Source organism: Simplicispira psychrophila DSM 11588 (assembly GCF_000688255.1).
Taxonomy (GTDB): domain Bacteria; phylum Pseudomonadota; class Gammaproteobacteria; order Burkholderiales; family Burkholderiaceae_C; genus Simplicispira; species Simplicispira psychrophila.
The window spans coordinates 35,459-51,849 of the sequence record NZ_JHYS01000014.1 but is presented as its reverse complement, the minus strand read 5'-3'; the positions used below and the strand labels follow the sequence as shown (position 1 = coordinate 51,849).

General features: G+C 63.7%; 14 protein-coding genes. 8 read left to right on the top strand and 6 right to left on the bottom strand.

Annotation, left to right across the window (positions count from 1 at the left end; all coding sequences use genetic code 11):
• Positions 1–17: 17 nt before the first annotated feature.
• Positions 18–1,181: an ADP-forming succinate--CoA ligase subunit beta gene (sucC, locus tag Q390_RS0113460; RefSeq protein WP_027996528.1), complete on the bottom strand. Its 1,164-nt coding sequence runs from the start codon at positions 1,179–1,181 to the stop codon at positions 18–20.
• Positions 1,182–1,346: 165 nt separating this feature from the next.
• Here sucC and argC point away from each other — a divergent pair, with 165 nt between their 5' ends.
• From argC to Q390_RS18560, 3 genes are all read left to right on the top strand, one after another.
• The gene (gene argC / locus Q390_RS0113455) at positions 1,347–2,279 is read left to right on the top strand and encodes an N-acetyl-gamma-glutamyl-phosphate reductase (RefSeq protein ID WP_027996527.1); all 933 of its coding nucleotides are present in this window, start codon (positions 1,347–1,349) and stop codon (positions 2,277–2,279) included.
• Between the two features lie 108 nt (positions 2,280–2,387).
• Complete coding sequence (locus tag Q390_RS0113450) at positions 2,388–3,221, top strand: c-type cytochrome (protein ID WP_051603252.1); 834 nt, start codon at positions 2,388–2,390, stop codon at positions 3,219–3,221.
• Positions 3,218–4,396: a c-type cytochrome gene (locus Q390_RS18560; protein ID WP_245606923.1), complete on the top strand. Its 1,179-nt coding sequence runs from the start codon at positions 3,218–3,220 to the stop codon at positions 4,394–4,396. Before Q390_RS0113450 ends, Q390_RS18560 begins: the two co-directional genes overlap by 4 nt.
• A gap of 49 nt (positions 4,397–4,445) precedes the next feature.
• Here Q390_RS18560 and recX read toward each other — a convergent pair whose 3' ends face one another.
• Both recX and recA read right to left on the bottom strand, forming a co-directional pair.
• Positions 4,446–4,892, bottom strand: a complete 447-nt coding sequence (recX, locus tag Q390_RS0113440) for a recombination regulator RecX (protein WP_027996525.1) — start codon at positions 4,890–4,892, stop codon at positions 4,446–4,448.
• 69 nt (positions 4,893–4,961) lie between these two features.
• Entirely contained in the window at positions 4,962–6,104 is a 1,143-nt protein-coding gene (gene recA, locus Q390_RS18555; RefSeq protein ID WP_051603261.1) for a recombinase RecA, read from the bottom strand.
• Positions 6,105–6,243: 139 nt separating this feature from the next.
• Here recA and Q390_RS0113430 point away from each other — a divergent pair, with 139 nt between their 5' ends.
• The 3 genes from Q390_RS0113430 (at position 6,244) to Q390_RS0113420 (ending at position 8,968) form a co-directional block, all read left to right on the top strand.
• Positions 6,244–6,750 (top strand): MarR family winged helix-turn-helix transcriptional regulator, encoded by a 507-nt coding sequence (locus Q390_RS0113430; RefSeq protein WP_027996524.1) that lies wholly within the window; start codon positions 6,244–6,246, stop codon positions 6,748–6,750.
• Positions 6,751–6,835: 85 nt separating this feature from the next.
• A complete protein-coding gene (locus Q390_RS0113425) occupies positions 6,836–7,510 on the top strand; it encodes a response regulator (protein ID WP_027996523.1) in 675 nt (224 codons plus the stop codon).
• A gap of 12 nt (positions 7,511–7,522) precedes the next feature.
• Positions 7,523–8,968: a sensor histidine kinase gene (locus tag Q390_RS0113420; RefSeq protein ID WP_027996522.1), complete on the top strand. Its 1,446-nt coding sequence runs from the start codon at positions 7,523–7,525 to the stop codon at positions 8,966–8,968.
• Positions 8,969–9,057: 89 nt separating this feature from the next.
• Here Q390_RS0113420 and Q390_RS0113415 read toward each other — a convergent pair whose 3' ends face one another.
• The 3 genes from Q390_RS0113415 to Q390_RS18550 are packed head-to-tail and all read right to left on the bottom strand — an operon-like array spanning position 9,058 to position 11,282.
• Entirely contained in the window at positions 9,058–9,849 is a 792-nt protein-coding gene (locus tag Q390_RS0113415) for a hypothetical protein (protein ID WP_027996521.1), read from the bottom strand.
• Positions 9,850–9,861: 12 nt separating this feature from the next.
• Positions 9,862–10,758: a biotin--[acetyl-CoA-carboxylase] ligase gene (locus Q390_RS0113410; protein WP_027996520.1), complete on the bottom strand. Its 897-nt coding sequence runs from the start codon at positions 10,756–10,758 to the stop codon at positions 9,862–9,864.
• Complete coding sequence (locus tag Q390_RS18550; protein ID WP_051603251.1) at positions 10,755–11,282, bottom strand: SET domain-containing protein; 528 nt, start codon at positions 11,280–11,282, stop codon at positions 10,755–10,757. Before Q390_RS18550 ends, Q390_RS0113410 begins: the two co-directional genes overlap by 4 nt.
• A gap of 120 nt (positions 11,283–11,402) precedes the next feature.
• On the opposite strand from Q390_RS18550, the gene Q390_RS0113400 reads away from it, so the two are divergent.
• On the top strand, positions 11,403–14,339 hold the full coding sequence (locus Q390_RS0113400; RefSeq protein ID WP_027996519.1) for a DNA topoisomerase III: 2,937 nt from the start codon (positions 11,403–11,405) through the stop codon (positions 14,337–14,339).
• The gene (locus Q390_RS0113395; protein WP_027996518.1) at positions 14,336–16,345 is read left to right on the top strand and encodes a UvrD-helicase domain-containing protein; all 2,010 of its coding nucleotides are present in this window, start codon (positions 14,336–14,338) and stop codon (positions 16,343–16,345) included. The genes Q390_RS0113400 and Q390_RS0113395 overlap by 4 nt, the downstream gene beginning before the upstream one ends.
• Positions 16,346–16,391 lie beyond the last annotated feature (46 nt).

Sequence of the window (16,391 nt, the reverse complement as noted above, 5' to 3'; positions counted from 1 at the left end):
CGGTCTGTCCCGCAAAATTACTTGGACACCGCCGCAACGATCTGGGTGGCCGCTTCGGCCATGGTGTCGGCAGAGATGATGGGCAGACCCGACTCTGCCAGCAGCTTCTTGCCCAGCTCGTCGTTGGTACCCTTCATGCGCACCACCAGTGGCACTGACAGGTTGACGGCCTTGCAGGCGGCAATCACGCCGGAAGCAATGGTGTCGCACTTCATGATGCCGCCAAAGATGTTGACCAAAATGCCTTCGACCTTGGGGTTGGCCAGCATGATCTTGAAGGCTTCGGTGACCTTCTCAGCGGTTGCACCGCCGCCGACGTCCAAGAAGTTGGCTGGCTCGCCGCCAAACAGCTTGATGGTGTCCATGGTGGCCATGGCCAAGCCAGCACCGTTGACCAAGCAGCCAATGTTGCCGTCCAGGCTGATGTAGGCCAGGTCGAACTTGGAGGCTTCCACTTCGGCCGGGTCTTCTTCGTCCAGATCGCGGTAGGTCACGATATCGGCATGGCGGAACAGCGCGTTCGGGTCAAAGTTGAACTTGGCGTCCAGTGCCATCAGTTCATTTTTGCTGTTGCGATTCAGCGGGTTGATTTCGACCAACGACGCGTCGGTATCCATGTAGCACTGGTAGAGCTTCTGGAAAATGTCGATGGCTTGCGCGGTGGACTCCGCTGGCAGACCGATGCCATTGGCAATCTTGGTGGCTTGCTCGGCGCTCAGGCCAGTCAGCGGGTCGATGAATTCGGTGATGATTTTTTCAGGCGTGGAATGGGCCACTTCCTCGATGTCCATACCGCCTTCGCTGGAAGCGATGAACGCCACCTTTTGCGTAGCACGATCGGTCACCAGCGAAACGTAGTATTCCTTCTGGATGTCGGCACCGTCTTCGATGTACAGGCGGCGCACCTTCTGGCCTTCGGGGCCGGTCTGGTGGGTTTTGAGCTGCATGCCCAAAATTTCGCTCGCAATGCGCTTGACGTCCTCAATGGTCTTGGCGACTTTGACGCCACCACCCTTGCCACGTCCACCAGCGTGGATCTGGGCTTTGACAACCCAGACAGGGCCGCCCAATTTCTGGGCTGCTTCCACAGCCTCTTGAACGGTGAAAGCGGGAATGCCACGTGGAACGGGCACACCAAAATTGCGCAAGATTTCCTTGGCTTGGTATTCGTGAATCTTCATGAGGGCTCTCTCAGGAACTGGATTTCACCCGGCTACCATGGTTGGAATGTCTGGCGGCGGGCATGGGACATGGCAGCCGCAGAATGTATCATGCGGCGACGTATCGCACCTTGTGAAAAACTTACACGATCTGCCCGTTGACAGGCCCCCGTGCTGGAGTAACCCATGTTCAAAATTTTTATTGATGGCGAAGCCGGCACCACTGGCCTGCAAATTCGCGAACGCCTGCAAGCCATGGCGCAAGTGCAACTGGTCAGCATTGCGCCCGAGCAGCGCAAAGACCCGGCCGCCAAGCGTGCGCTGATCGCTGGCGTCGATCTGGTGGTGTTGTGCCTACACGACGACGCCGCGCGCGACAGCGTGGCCATGGTGGACGAGATGGAGCAAGCCACCGGCCGCAGCATCAAGATCATCGACGCCAGCACCGCGCACCGCACCGCGCCGGGCTGGGTATTTGGTTTTCCGGAACTGTGTGCCGGTCAAGCAGACGCCGTACGCCAATCCAGCCGAGTCTCCAACCCGGGCTGCTACGCCACCGGCGCGATTGCCCTGCTGCGCCCGCTGGTCGATGCCGGATTAGTGCCGAAAGACTTTGCGCTGTCCCTGCCCTCGGTCAGCGGCTACAGCGGCGGCGGCCGGCCGATGATGGAAGCCTATGAAGCCGGCAACGCGCCGCCTTACGAGGCCTATGCCCTGGGCCTGGCGCACAAACACATCCCTGAAATCCTGCACTACACCGGCCTGACGCGCCGGCCGATCTTCATTCCTGCGGTGGCCAATTTTGCCCAGGGCATGTTGGTGCAATTACCGCTGCACCTGGACTTGCTGCCCGGCGCGCCCACCGCCGCCGATCTGCACAACGCTCTGGCCGCGCACTACGCCCAGACCAATACGCCTGAGCAATGGGTGAAAGTCTTGCCCGCCACGGACGACGGCAAACTCGCCGCCGACACCCTGGCCGGTACCAACCAGCTGGAGCTGCGCGTCTTCGGCAACGAGACCTATCGCCAAGCGGTACTGGTGGCGCGTCTGGACAACCTGGGCAAGGGCGCCAGCGGCGCGGCGGTACAAAACCTGCAACTGATGCTGGGGCTGTAGGGCGCCTGGGGCCTGCCGAGCCGCGCGCAGGCGGCGCTTCGTCCGACACACACCGGGCGCATGGCTGCCTAGCATCGACAGCATGTTTCTCTCCTGCGGTGGTTTGGCATGACCTCTTCTCTTTCTTCCTGGCGGCGTGCGCTGGCCTCTGCCGGCCGTGTCTCGGTCGGATGCACTGCCAGCCTGCTGCTGTGTGCAGCAGCAGGGGCGCAGACGGCGGCCCCTGCCGTGCCTGCCGGCCCGGCCCCCGCAGCACCCGCCCTCACAGCCAACGGCAAGGTCGGGCAAGGCATTGCAAACAACGGCCTGCCGCCTGCGGTGGCGGCCTGCGCCACCTGCCATGGTCCACGGGGGGAGGGCAGCGCCGCCTTCCCGCCCCTGGCCGGTAATGGCACCGCCTATCTGCTGGCCCAATTGCAGGCGTTTGCCGACGGCAGCCGCGCCCAGGCCATCATGGGACCGATTGCCAAGGGCCTGAACGCCCAGCAACGCGCCGATGTGGTGGCGTTTTATGCCGGGCAGCCCTCCGTGCAACATGCCGTCACCGTGCCGGCCGCCAACCCGGCAGATGCCGGCGCCTGGCTGGTACAGCGCGGCCGTTGGGCCGACGGCATTCCGGCGTGCGCGCAGTGCCATGGCCCGGATGGACGCGGGGTGGGAGAACATTTTCCAGCGATTGCCGGTCTGAGCGCCGCCTACATGCAGGCCCAGGTAACGGCCTGGCAAAGCGGCAAACGCCCACCCGGCCCGCTGCAGCTGATGGTCACGGTGGCACAAAAACTGACGCCGCAGGACCTCACGGCCATCGCTGCTTATTACCTGCGCCTGCAGGAGCAACCGGTCGCCGGCGCGGCCAGTCTGGCGCCGCAAGGGCCAGCCCCCGCAGCAGCTGTAGCCCCTTCCCCCAGCGCTGTGCACGCCACCTCGCAAGGCAAGCCATGACCACGCACCACGCCCCCCTGCCTCCATCGCCCGACAGCGGCACCGCCCATCGCCCTTCGACCCACAGCCAGCGTGAAACACGCGGTCTGATGGGCATTGCAATAGCTGCTGTGCTGCTGTGTCTGCTGGTGGTGGTGGGCTACAACATGCTGGTCAGCCGGGTACTACACACCCCTTACCCAGCGCCAGCCACCGGTTCAGCCACAACCCTCCAAGGGCCCAGCGCCGCAGCCAACAAAAACAGCCTCGCTGTCAGCGCAGCGCTGACCACGCCACAGGCGGCAGCAGAAGATGACAGCATCCTTGTCACGCCCACGCCGACCTCAGCCGATGCCAGCTTTGCCCATGGCAGCGCCAATGGCCAGCCAAGCGCCATCACCGTAGCCGGTTTTGTACCCCCGGATGCGCGGCAGATTCCGGACACTCCGATGGGCGCAGTGATTCGGCGCGGCGAGCAGATCTTCCTGCAGACAGCCACCCATGCACCCGGTTTTGTCGGCAACAGCCTCAACTGCTCCAATTGCCACCTGGACGCCGGGCGCAAGGCGCAATCGGCGCCACTGTGGGGCGCCTATCCGCTGTACCCGGCCTACCGCTCCAAGACCAAGCACGTCGATACTTTTTCCGAGCGCCTGCGTGGCTGCTTCACCTACAGCATGAACGGCAAAGCCCCCGATCCGGGTGACGAGGTGCTGGTGGCGCTGGAGGCCTATGCCTACTGGATGGCGCAGGGTGCACCGGTCGGCAAGAAGCTGCCGGGCGCCGGCTACGGCAAGGCGCCAGCACCAGCGAAGGTGCCGGACTTCGCTCGAGGCCAGACGGTGTTTGTTGCGCAGTGCGCGCTGTGCCATGGTGCCGATGGCCAGGGGCAGCGCAGCGGCAATGTGCAGGTGTTTCCGCCGCTGTGGGGCGCGCGCTCGTACAACTGGGGCGCAGGCATGCACGAGGTGGACAAGGCAGCGGCCTTCATCCAGGCCAACATGCCGCTGGGTCGGGGTGGCTCGCTCAGCCTGCAGGACGCCTGGGATGTCTCCACCTACATCAACAGCCAGGAGCGGCCGCAGGACCCGCGCTTCACGCAGGACGTAGCTACGACACGGGCGCAATTCCACAACGCGCCCTATTCGCTGTACGGTACTACGGTCAACGGCAAGCTGTTGGGTGATGAACGCTGAACGGGCTCCGCGCCAGCCGGTAAAGAAAATGTGCCCAGCAGCGGTAGGTTCAGCGGGGTGCGTCCGGCACCACGCGCCGCACCACCTCGCCAGCAAAGCCGCGCGCCAGCAGAAAGCGCACTTGGCGCGCCCACTGTTTGGTGTCTTCCGGTGCAGCGCCAAAGCGCTTGTGCCATACCGCTTGGGCGCGCTCCAGTTCACTGTCTTTCAGCTGCGCCACGGCATGGCGCACCAATTCTGGCTCCAACCCTTTGGCTTGCAGCTCTTGGCGCAAGCGCGCACCGCCCAGGCTGGCGGCACGCCGATTCAGCACGGAAGCCACGACCCGCTCCTCGCTGATAAAGCCCTTGGCCTGCAAGTCATCGAGCACACGCTCGATCTGGCCGGGCTCTTCTGCGTGCGGCGCCAGCTTGCGCACCAGCTCGGCGCGCGAATGCTCGCGCCCCGCCAAGTAACGCAGCGCACGGCCTTTCAGGGAAATGGGTGTGGTGGCCATGGGATCAAAGACTGCAGCAAGCGCCAATACTATCAATAAGATAGCTATCAGCGCTTACCCATCAAGCATCTAGTCCACTTTTTGCTCTGATTTACGGGCGCGGGCTGCAGGCGCAGCCACCACGCCATCGGCGTCGTCTGTGGGCACCACTGCGGCGGCCGGTGCAGCAGCCACCAGCGCGGCGGGCAGCGCAGCAATGCCCAGGCTGTCGCGCACCTTGTTTTCAATCTCGTGCGCCAGCGCCGGGTTTTCGCGCAAAAATTCGCGTGCGTTGTCGCGTCCCTGGCCAATTTTCTCGCCGTTGTACGCATACCAGGCACCGGACTTTTCCACCAGACGCGCCACCACGGCCATGTCGATGATTTCACCCTCACGCGAAATGCCTTCGCCAAACAGGATATCGAACTCGGCAGTCTTGAACGGTGGCGACACCTTGTTTTTAACCACCTTGACGCGGGTTTCGTTGCCGATCACCTCATCGCCGCGCTTGATCGAGCCGATGCGGCGAATATCGAGGCGCACCGAGGCGTAGAACTTGAGCGCATTGCCGCCGGTAGTTGTTTCGGGCGAGCCAAACATGACGCCAATCTTCATGCGGATCTGGTTGATGAAGATCACCATGCAATTGGTCTTCTTGATGGTGCCGGTGAGCTTGCGCAGTGCCTGGCTCATCAGGCGGGCCTGCAAGCCGGGCAAGCTATCACCCATATCGCCTTCAATTTCGGCCTTGGGCGTGAGCGCCGCGACCGAGTCGATAACGATCAGATCCACCGCACCCGAGCGCACCAGACTGTCCACAATTTCCAGCGCCTGCTCGCCGGTGTCGGGCTGGCTGATCAGCAGGTCTTGCAGGTTGATGCCCAATTTTTGCGCGTACTGGATGTCCAGCGCGTGCTCGGCATCGACAAAAGCGCACTGGCCGCCCTGCTTTTGCATTTCGGCAATGACTTGCAGTGACAGCGTGGTCTTGCCCGAAGACTCGGGACCATAAACCTCGATCACGCGGCCCCGCGGCAGACCGCCCACGCCCAGCGCGACGTCCAGCCCCAGCGAGCCGGTGGAGACGACCTGGATGTCTTCGATCACTTCACCTTCCCCCAGGCGCATGATGGTTCCCTTGCCAAACTGCTTCTCGATTTGCGCTAGGGCAGCGGCCAGGGCTTTGGCTTTTTCGCCGTCGGCGGGCATACTGCGGCTAATAGGTGCGTTCATGGAAATCTCCTTGAAAATCAACAGGATAAAAATATCATCGGGCCTGCAAACCATGTCGAACTGGATGCTTGAACAGTAGTTTAAGACGGTTATGAAAATTAAAAGTCTATTTTTTAGTCAGTTTACTTGACCATATACCATGACGGAAATCGCTCCTTCTGCCGCGCTGCATCCGCCGGACGACGGCTGGCGCCAGACGCACCTGGGCCGGCTGATGGGGGACGCACTGCGCCGTTTTGACGCCCGCGTGCTGCAGCTGATGGCGCGCAATGTCGAGGTGCCGCTGGCGCTGTCCAACCTGGCCGCACGCGACCAGATCAGCGCCGCGCACGTCCACATCACGCGCCATTTGTCCCTGGGCGGTGACCGCCTGACCGACTTGGCACACCGCGCCGGCATGAGCAAGCAGGCCATGGCCCATCTGGTCGATCAGTGCAGCGCCTGGGGGTTGGTCACCCGCCAACCCGACCCGCGGGACGCACGCGCCCGCCGCGTCTGTTTCACGCCCACCGGCTTGGCCTGGCTGCAGGCGTTTCGCGAGGCACTAGCGCAGGCCGAAGCAGAATTTCGCGCTGAAGTGGGGGATGAAGTGGCCGTGGTGGTGGCCATCGGGCTGGAGGCCTATGCCAGCGCAGCGGCCTTCTGACGGGGCAGGCGCCTAAAATCAGGCCTGACAGCGCGGCGCCATGCCGCCCTAGGCCTCCAAGAGCCCCACAGGAAAGATTTCTCCCATGCGCATTCTTATTGCCGAAGACGACCAGGTGTTGGCCGATGGCCTGCTGCGCACACTGCGCAGTTCGGGTGCCGTGGTCGATCATGTGTCCAGTGGCAGCGAAGCCGATGCGGCGCTGCTGACCAACAACGAATTTGATCTGCTCATCCTCGACTTGGGCCTGCCCAAAATGCACGGCCTGGAAGTGCTGAAAAAGCTGCGCAGCCGTGGTTCCGCTCTGCCGGTGCTGATTCTCACCGCCGCCGACAGCGTCGAAGAGCGCGTCAAAGGTCTGGACTTTGGTGCCGACGACTACATGGCCAAGCCGTTCTCGCTGCAGGAACTCGAAGCACGCGTGCGCGCCCTGACGCGCCGCGGCATGGGCACCACCAGCGCCACCATCAAGCACGGCCCGCTGGTGTATGACCAGGCCGGGCGCGTCGCTACCATCGACGGCAAGATGGTTGAACTGTCGGCGCGCGAGCTGGGCCTGCTGGAAGTGCTGCTGCAGCGCGCCGGCCGTCTGGTCAGCAAAGACCAGCTGGTCGAGCGCCTGTGCGAATGGGGCGAAGAAGTGAGTAACAACGCCATCGAGGTCTATATCCACCGTCTGCGCAAGAAGATTGAAAAAGACCCGATCCGCATCGCCACCGTGCGCGGCCTGGGTTACTGCCTGGAAAAAATCCCAGACTAAAAGGCGGTCACCTTGAAGCTTTTCCAGCGCGAGCAGCGCTCCCTGTTCGGCGAAATCCTCGACTGGATGCTGACGCCGTTGCTGCTGCTGTGGCCGATCAGCCTGGCGCTGACCTGGCTGGTGGCGCAGGGCATTGCCAACAAACCGTTTGACCGTGCGCTTGAATACAACGCGCATGCGCTGGCGCAGCTGATCACGGTGCACAAGGGTAAGGCGCAGTTCAATCTGCCCCAGCCCGCCAGCGAAATCCTGCGCGCCGACGACTCAGACATGGTCTATTACCAAGTGACCGGGCCGGTCGGCGAGCTGCTCTCGGGCGAACGCGCGCTACCGCTGCCGCCCGAAGACGAAGTCCACGTCCCTGGGGAAGTGCTGCTGCGCGACGCCGAACTGCGCGGCATCGACATCCGCATGGCCTATATCTGGGTGCGCCTGCCGGGCCGTGAAGCGCGCCAAGCATTGGTGCAGGTCGCCGAAACGCGCGAAAAACGCAGCGTGCTGGCGACCGAAATCATCAAAGGCGTGATGCTGCCGCAATTTGTCATCCTGCCGCTGGCGGTGCTGCTGGTGTGGCTGGCGCTGGCGCGCGGCATCAAGCCGCTGAACCAGCTGGAAGAACGCATCCGCGCACGCAATTCAGACGACCTGAGCCCGCTCGACCACCGCACCGTACCGCTGGAAGTAGCGCCGCTGGTGGCCTCGGTGAACGACTTGCTGACGCGCTTGAGCGATTCGCTGGCGACACAAAAACGCTTTCTGACCGACGCCGCCCACCAGCTCAAAACTCCGCTGGCCGGCCTGCGCATGCAGGCCGACCTGGCGCAGCGCGAAGGCACCAGCAATGAAGAACTCAAGCGCTCGCTGCAACAGATTGGTCACGCCAGCATCCGCGCCACGCACACCGTGAACCAGTTGCTGGCACTGGCACGCGCCGAAAGCAGCAGCACGCTCAAGGCGTTTGTCGCCTGCGACATGGCGCGCCTGACCATCGAGGTGGTGCGCGACTCGGTGCCACGCGCACTGGAAAAACACATCGACCTGGGCTATGACGGCGCCCAACCCGGCGATCCGGGGGTCTGGGTGGACGGCAATTCGACGCTGCTGAAAGAGTTGGTGCGCAACCTGCTGGACAACGCCATGAACTACACGCCGTCCAGCTTGGACAAACCCGGCGTCATCACGGCGCGCGTGCTGGCCGATCCGTTTGGCCGGATGCTGGTGGTCCAGGTCGAAGACTCCGGCCCCGGCGTGCCCGAAGCCGAGCGTGAGCTGATTTTTCAGCCGTTCTACCGCGCCTTGGGCAGCGGCGCCGATGGCTCGGGCCTGGGCCTGCCGATCGTGCAAGAAATCGCCCGCCAGCACGGTGCCGAGCTGACCGTCGAAGACGCCCACCCCGGCCAAACTCCACCCGGGGCCTGTTTCACGCTGCGCCTGCCCGCACGGCCGGTGGATTTGTAAGGCATCTGCCGGCGTGGCGGCAGCGCCGATCGGCCGATCCCACTATCGAATAAATAGCCGACACCGCATATCCAATAAGCGTTTGAGGCCTATTTAGGGCTAAAACACGAGCGCAGCGGGTTGCCTGCCAGCGCCGAATGCAGGCGGCTGAGTCGCGCCTGCAGTGCAGCATCGACCAGCGGCAGGCGCAGCGTAAAGGTCTCGGATGCGGGACGCTCCAGCAGCACGCGCGCGGTGCGTACGCCGCGGTTACTCAGGTTGACCAACCCGCGCTGGGCCGCCTCTTCGGAAGAAAACCGCCCCAGCGCCAGGCCCGGCTCCAGCTCCGGGTTGTTGATCCGGTCAAAGGACACCTTGCGAATGCGCAGTTCGACGCGCTTTTTGGCCAGCACGTCGGCATCGGCAAAGCGGCCCATGTAAATCATCCAGCGCCCCGGCACGGGGCTGCTCTCCAAGCGCCAACTGCCCTGGGGCAGCGCGCTGGCAGCTTGGCGCCAGACTTGGGCCTGCGCCGGGTCAAAAGGGCCGGCCTGCAGGCATTCGCCACTGGAGGCCGCCACGGGTGGCAGTGTCACGGTGCGCTGCAATACCACAGCTTGCACGGGTGCAGGCGGCGCCGCGCTGAGGGGGGCAGCGGCAGCCGGGGCTGGTTCGGGGGGCACAGGTCGCGCCGGCGGCGTGTCGGGATCGGCAGCTGCGGCCTCCGGGGCGGCATCTGGGCGGGGCAGGATGCGCAGCGCCTCCGGGCTGATCTGCTGCGCCGCGTGCTGTGGCTCGGACTCTTGCGTCGGCGCCAGCCCCCAAGAACGCAGCCAGCCGTCCGACCAAACGTAATAGCTGACATTGGCCAGCAGTAAAAAAATGGCAAAAAGACGCAGCATGGGCGGTGCGGCTCAGTGCGGCGGCAGCGCGGCGGCGCTGGCCGGGCGCACGCTAACCTCAGAACTGGTGACAGACTGCATGCCCTGCGCCGTCAATACCTGCAAGGCGCCATCGCGACCGACGCCATGCGCCGTGCCGCTGCTGCCATCGCTCAGGTTCACCTGCCGGTCTTGCAACACATCGCGCACGGCAAAGCGCGGCTGCATCGGCTCAAAACCATAGGCTTCAAACGACTGCAGCATGGCGACCAGTGGCGCCACGATGCGCCCCAACGCGGTGGGAGCATCCAAGTCCGCATCGATCTCTTGCAAACTGCCCGGTGGCATCGACAGACCAGTAGCAGCGCACGCCTGCACGTTCAGCCCGATTCCCACCACGACGTAGCGCGCTGCTGCAGCGGGGGCAGCGCCCAGGCCGGGCTGCTGCGGGGCGACAAAGCTGGCCGTCTCGACTAGAATGCCGCCCAGTTTGCGGTCGCCCCCAGTGCCGCCCAGCCACAAATCATTCGGCCACTTCAGCCCGATGCGCGGCAGGGCGCGCCCCCCACTGGTGGCACTCGGCAGCACCGGCTGCAGGCTTTCGGCCACGCTGACACCGACGGCCAGCGACAGGCCCGACCAATCGGCCGGCGCCAGCGGCAAGCCCAGGGAAAAGGTGAGCGAAGGCGGCGCGGTATCGGCAGCAACCACCGCCACACCGCTGTGCCAGACCCGGCCCAGGCGCCCGCGCCCGGCAGTCTGCTGCGCGGCTACCAACAAAATCGGCTCGCAGCGCCCGGCACGGGCACGGCGCATCAGTTCGCTGTTGGTCGAGTCGATACAAGGCAGCACCTCCACGGTGAAGCCCGGCAGCAACGGTGCCACCGCCTCCCAGATCGCCTCGGCCGGCCAGCGGATGGGTTGGTTCATGGACGGGTACCCAGTGGTGCGGGTTTTTTCAGCGGTTTGGGCGCTGCCGGGCCACGCTTGGGCGCCAGCAAGGTGCCGCGGCAAGTGGCAGCGCCGCACCAGCACGGGTATTCGGCCTTGAGCTTCTTGGTGTAGCGCTCATCAAGCATCAGGCCATAGTCGTAATTCAGCTCTTCACCCGCCGCAATGTTGCGCAGCGCCGTGATAAAAATACGCCCATCCTGCTCGTCGGCAAAGCAGTTGGGCGCGCAGCTGTGGTTGATCCAGCGCGAAGAATTTCCGCCAAAGTGGGCATCAATCACGCGGTCTTCATCGACATGAAAGTAAAACGTGTGGTTCGGCTGCAGCGGATCGTGCGGGTGGCGGTCTTGCGCCTCCTGCCAGCCAATGATCTGGCCGGTGTACTCGATCAGCACTTCGCCCTCGGCAATCTCCTGCACGGCAAAAACACCCTTGCCGTGCACGCCGGAGGTGCGCATCTGGATTCGGCGGCCGGTGCTGGCGCGCGGTGCGGTGCGGGACATGGCAAAACTCTGTTAATTTAAATGAGCACACATGTGCGTGCGCAGGCACGCGCGAGAGGCCCAGATTGTAGAAGCGCCCGGAGCATCTCTCCGGTACTAGCCGTATGGCGAGAACCCAACATGACCAAGACCCTGGTAATTGCAGAAAAACCATCCGTTGCACAAGACATCGTGCGCGCCCTGACGCCCATTGCCGGCAAGTTCGACAAACACGATGAGCACTTTGAAAATGAGCGCTACGTTGTCACCAGCGCCGTCGGCCACTTGGTAGAGATCCAGGCGCCGGAAGAGTTCGACGTCAAGCGCGGCAAGTGGAGCTTTGCCAACCTGCCCGTCATTCCGCCGCGCTTTGATCTGAAGCCGGTGGATAAAACCAAAACCCGCCTGAACGCCGTCGTCAAACTGGCCAAGCGCAAAGACGTCACCGAACTGATCAACGCCTGCGACGCCGGCCGCGAGGGGGAGCTGATCTTCCGCCTGATCGAGCAATACGCCGGTGGCGCCAAGCCGCTGGGCAAACCGGTGCAGCGGCTGTGGCTGCAATCGATGACGCCGCAGGCGATCCGCGACGGCTTTAACCAACTGCGCAGCAATGAGCAGATGCAGGGCCTGGCCGACGCGGCGCGCAGCCGCTCGGAGGCCGACTGGCTGGTCGGCATCAACGGCACGCGCGCCATGACGGCGTTCAACTCGCAGGGCGGCGGCTTCTTTTTGACCACGGTGGGCCGGGTGCAGACGCCGACGCTGTCCTTGGTGGTCGAGCGCGAAGAAAAAATCCGCAAATTCATCAGCCGCGATTACTGGGAAATCCACGCCAGTTTTGCCGCCCAGGCGGGCCATTACCCGGGCAAATGGTTTGATCCGCAGTGGAAGAAAAACCCCGAAGACGCCGAGCAGCGCGCCGACCGCGTGTGGTCCGCCGACCAAGCCCGCGCCATTGCCGACGCCTCGCGCGGCCAAGCCGCCACGGTAACGGAAGAAAGCAAGCCGACGACGCAAGCGCCCGGCCAGTTGTTCGACCTGACCAGCCTACAGCGCGAGGCCAACGGCAAGTTCGGCTTTTCCGCCAAAACCACGCTGGCGCTGGCACAGGCTTTGTACGAGCGCCACAAGGCGCTGACCTATCCCCGGACCGACTCGCGCGCGTTGCCGGAAGACTATGTGCCGGTGGCCAAAGAAACCTTCGAGATGCTGGCCAGCAGCGGCATGGCGCACTTGGCACCGCACGCGCGCACGGCGCTGAATGGCAGCTATGTCAAGCCGAACAAACGCATTTTTGACAACAGCAAGGTGTCGGACCACTTTGCCATCATCCCGACGCTGCAAGCCCCCGGCGAGCTGTCCGAAGCCGAGCAAAAGCTGTACGACCTGGTGGTGCGCCGCTTCATGGCGGTGTTCTTCCCGAGCGCTGAATACTTGGTGACGACGCGCATCAGCAAAGTCGAGCAAGCCGGCACCGTGCAGCACTTCAAGACCGAGGGTAAGGTGCTGGTCAAACCGGGTTGGTTGGCGATTTACGGCAAAGAAATTGCCAGCGAAGTGCCCGACGCCAAAGAAGGCGACAAGGGCCAAAACTTGGTGCCAGTGCAGCCAGGCGAGCGCCCGAATGCCGAGCAGGTCGATGCCAAGGCCCTGAAAACCAAAGCCCCGGCGCGCTACTCCGAAGCCACGCTGCTGGGCGCGATGGAGAGCGCCGGCAAGCAGATTGAAGACGAAACCATGCGCGAGGCGATGCAGGAAAAGGGTCTGGGCACGCCCGCCACGCGCGCCGCCACCATCGAAGGCTTGCTGGCCGAAAAATACATGCTGCGTGAAGGCCGCGAAATCATCGCCACGGCGAAAGCGTTTCAGCTGATGACGCTGCTGCGCGGCCTCGAAGTGAAAGAACTGGCCCGCGCCGACCTGACCGGTGAGTGGGAATACAAGCTGTCGCAGATGGAAAAAGGCCTGCTGTCGCGCGCCACTTTCATGCAAGAAATTGCCGCCATGACCGAGCGCATGGTGAAAAAAGCCAAAGAGTACGACCGCGACACCATCCCCGGCGACTACGCCCGCCTGGAAGCGCCCTGCCCCAACTGCGGCGGCGTGGTGACAGAAAACTACCGCCGCTACGCCTGTATCGGCAAGGCCGGCGCCGAGCCGTGCGGCTTCTCGTTTGGCAAATCGCCGGCGGGCCGCACCTTTGAGCCGAACGAAGCCGAGGCACTGCTGGCAACGCACAAGATCGGCCCGCTGGAGGGCTTTCGCTCCAAGGCTGGCTGGCCGTTCACGTCCGAGATCGTGCTCAAGTACGACGAGGAAACGCACAACTACAAGCTCGAATTTGACTTTGGCGACGACAAGAAAGCCGAAGAATCGGGCGAACTGGTGGAATTCACCGACGCCAGCCTGGGTCCCTGCCCCGCCTGCGGTGCACCGGTGCACGAGCACGGCAGCAACTACGTCTGCAGCAAAGCCGTACCGACCCACGCCCAGCCGACACCGAGCTGCACCTTCAAGACCGGCAAAATCATCTTGCAGCAACCGGTGGAGCGCGAGCAAGTCACCAAGCTGCTGGAAACCGGCAAGACCGACCTGTTGGACAAGTTCGTCAGCATGCGCACCCGCCGTGCCTTCAAGGCGCATCTGGCGTGGGACGCCGAAGCCGGCAAGGTCGGCTTTGAATTTGCGCCGAGCAAATTCCCGCCGCGCAAGACTGCCGCTGGCGCTACCAAAACTGTAGCTACTAGCGCACGTCCCACCAGCGCTGCAACCAAAAAAACCACTAAATCCACCGCCACCAAGAGCACTGCCGCCAAAACTGCCGCAGTCAAAGCCCCGCGCAAACCCGCCGTCGGCAAGCAGCCCAGCGCCGCACTGGCCGCGGTGATTGGCAGCGAACCGGTAGCGCACACCGAGGTCATCAAAAAAGTGTGGGACTACGTCAAGGCCCATAACCTGCAAGACAGCGTCAACAAGCGCGCCATCAACGCCGACGCCCAACTGCTGCCGGTGTTTGGCAAGCCGCAAATCACCATGTTTGAGCTGGCCGGCATCGTCGGCAAACACTTGGCATGACCAGCGTGGCGGCTTTTGCTGCCAAAACCATGACCCCCACGGCAGAGCAGCTGGCGGTGCAAACCGCCAGCGCGCAAACCCTGCTGATCGAGGCCAACGCCGGCGCCGCCAAAACCACCACGCTGGCGCTGCGCATGGCCGAGGGCTGGGCGCGCGGCATTCGGCCGGAAGATTTTTTGGCGCTGACGCACACCGAGACCGCCTGCCAAGCGCTGCGGGCGGCGCTGCAAAAGGTCGGCGTGCCGGCGCCGGTGGCGCAGCGTTTTCGCATCAGCCGTTTTGAAGATTTTTGCGCGCAACTGCTGCAAGCAACGCTGGACCGGCCCGCCACGCCGTACCAGACGCTGGAAGAACTGCAGCCCTTTGTCTGGGAGGCGGTGCAGCGTGTCGAGAGGAACGAAGAGGAGCGCTGGCCCGAGGATTTGGCGCTGCCCAACCTCGGCGACAGCGGCTTTGTCGAAGAGTTTTTACAACGCGCCGCGTGGCTCAAGGGCACGATGAAAGACACGCTGGAGCGGGATGGCGCCCGCCCTTCGCCCGACTACGCCGGTGCGCTTGGCGTGAGCTACACCCAGCTGCGCCTATTTTTGGCCTTTGAGCGCATTCGCCTGCACGAACTGGTGCAGCAGCCAGTGTTTCAGGGGCCGGGCGACGCCACCTACGATCTGGCACTGTGGCTGGAGCAAGGCGGCGCGGTGCAGCAGCTGCGCGCTTGGCCGCGCGCGCTGCGGGTGTTGCTGGTCGATGAGATGCACGACGTCAACCAGGCCGCGTTTCGCGTATTGCAAGAGCTGCTCAACACCACGCAGGCGTTCTTTTGCGGTGTCGGTGACCGCGACCAAGTGATTTACAGCGCCAGCGGCGCCGACAGTGCCTTTATGGGCGAGGCCATCGCGCAGCGCACTGGACGCAAGGTGCTGCGCTTGCCGCTCACGCCCAGCCACCGTTTTGGTGCCAAGCTGGCGGTCAAGGCGGGTCGGCTGGCACACAAGCCGTACAGCTCGCTGGCAGCGCACGATACGGCCGTCACGCTGCTGGCCTACGACGATGCCGCCGACTGCGCCGCGCAGGTAGCGGCCCAGGCGCTGCAGTGGCGTGGCCAGCCGCGCGCCAAAATGGCCGATTTTGCGGTGCTGCTACGCCATCCCGGCCAGTCGGTCGGTATTGAAAACCGCCTGTTGGCCGAGGGTCTGCCCTACCGCACCAACGGCTTTGACAGCTACCTGCTGCGCCCCGAAGTGCTGCTGGTGCGCGGCCTGCTGGCGGTAGCCACCGACAACTTTGACAGCGTGACCGAGCCACGCACGCGCGAAAAACTGATGCAGGCGCTGGTGTTTTTTTGCGGTGCCCGCATCGTCGTCGCCGGGCGCGAGGACGAGTCACAGGCCGACTTGCTGGCCGACGCCATCCGCAGCGTCACTGACAACCCGCTGTTTCTGCAAAATTTCTTTCAAAACCAAATCTTGAACAACGTGGCGCCAGCCATGCAACAGCGGCTGCAACGGGCGGTACAGGTGGCGCAAGCACCGCCCGCGCCCGACATGCTGGCGCGGCTGCTGCAAGCACTGCACATCGACGCCCTCCTCAACGAGGTACTGGTGTCGCGCGAACGCCGCCAAGACGCGCGCGACAACTTAGCCGGCCTGTGCAGCGCAGCGCAAGGCTTTGATTCAGCCCGCGACTATTTTTTGCACCTCAATCGCATCGAGCAGCAACAGCACACACTGAAAAGCACCGCCAGTTTGGTACTGGCCAGTATCGGGCAGGTTAAAGGGCTGGAGTTTGGCCAAGTGGTAATTCCGTTTCTGGAGCGCGGCCTCTTTCCGACGCCGCAGGCCGAGGCCGGCGAAGAACAGAATCTGCTCTATGTCGGCATGACGCGCGCACGCCAGCAACTCACCCTGCTGGCGCAGCGCCAGCGCCCCAGCAGCCTGCTGGCAGCGTTGGGTTACACCCCCACAGTCGCACCCAGCGCACCCAGCGCACCGATACTATTAAAAACATAGCTACTAGCGCAACTATTTAAAGGGCTAGAGGCCGATTTGATACTAA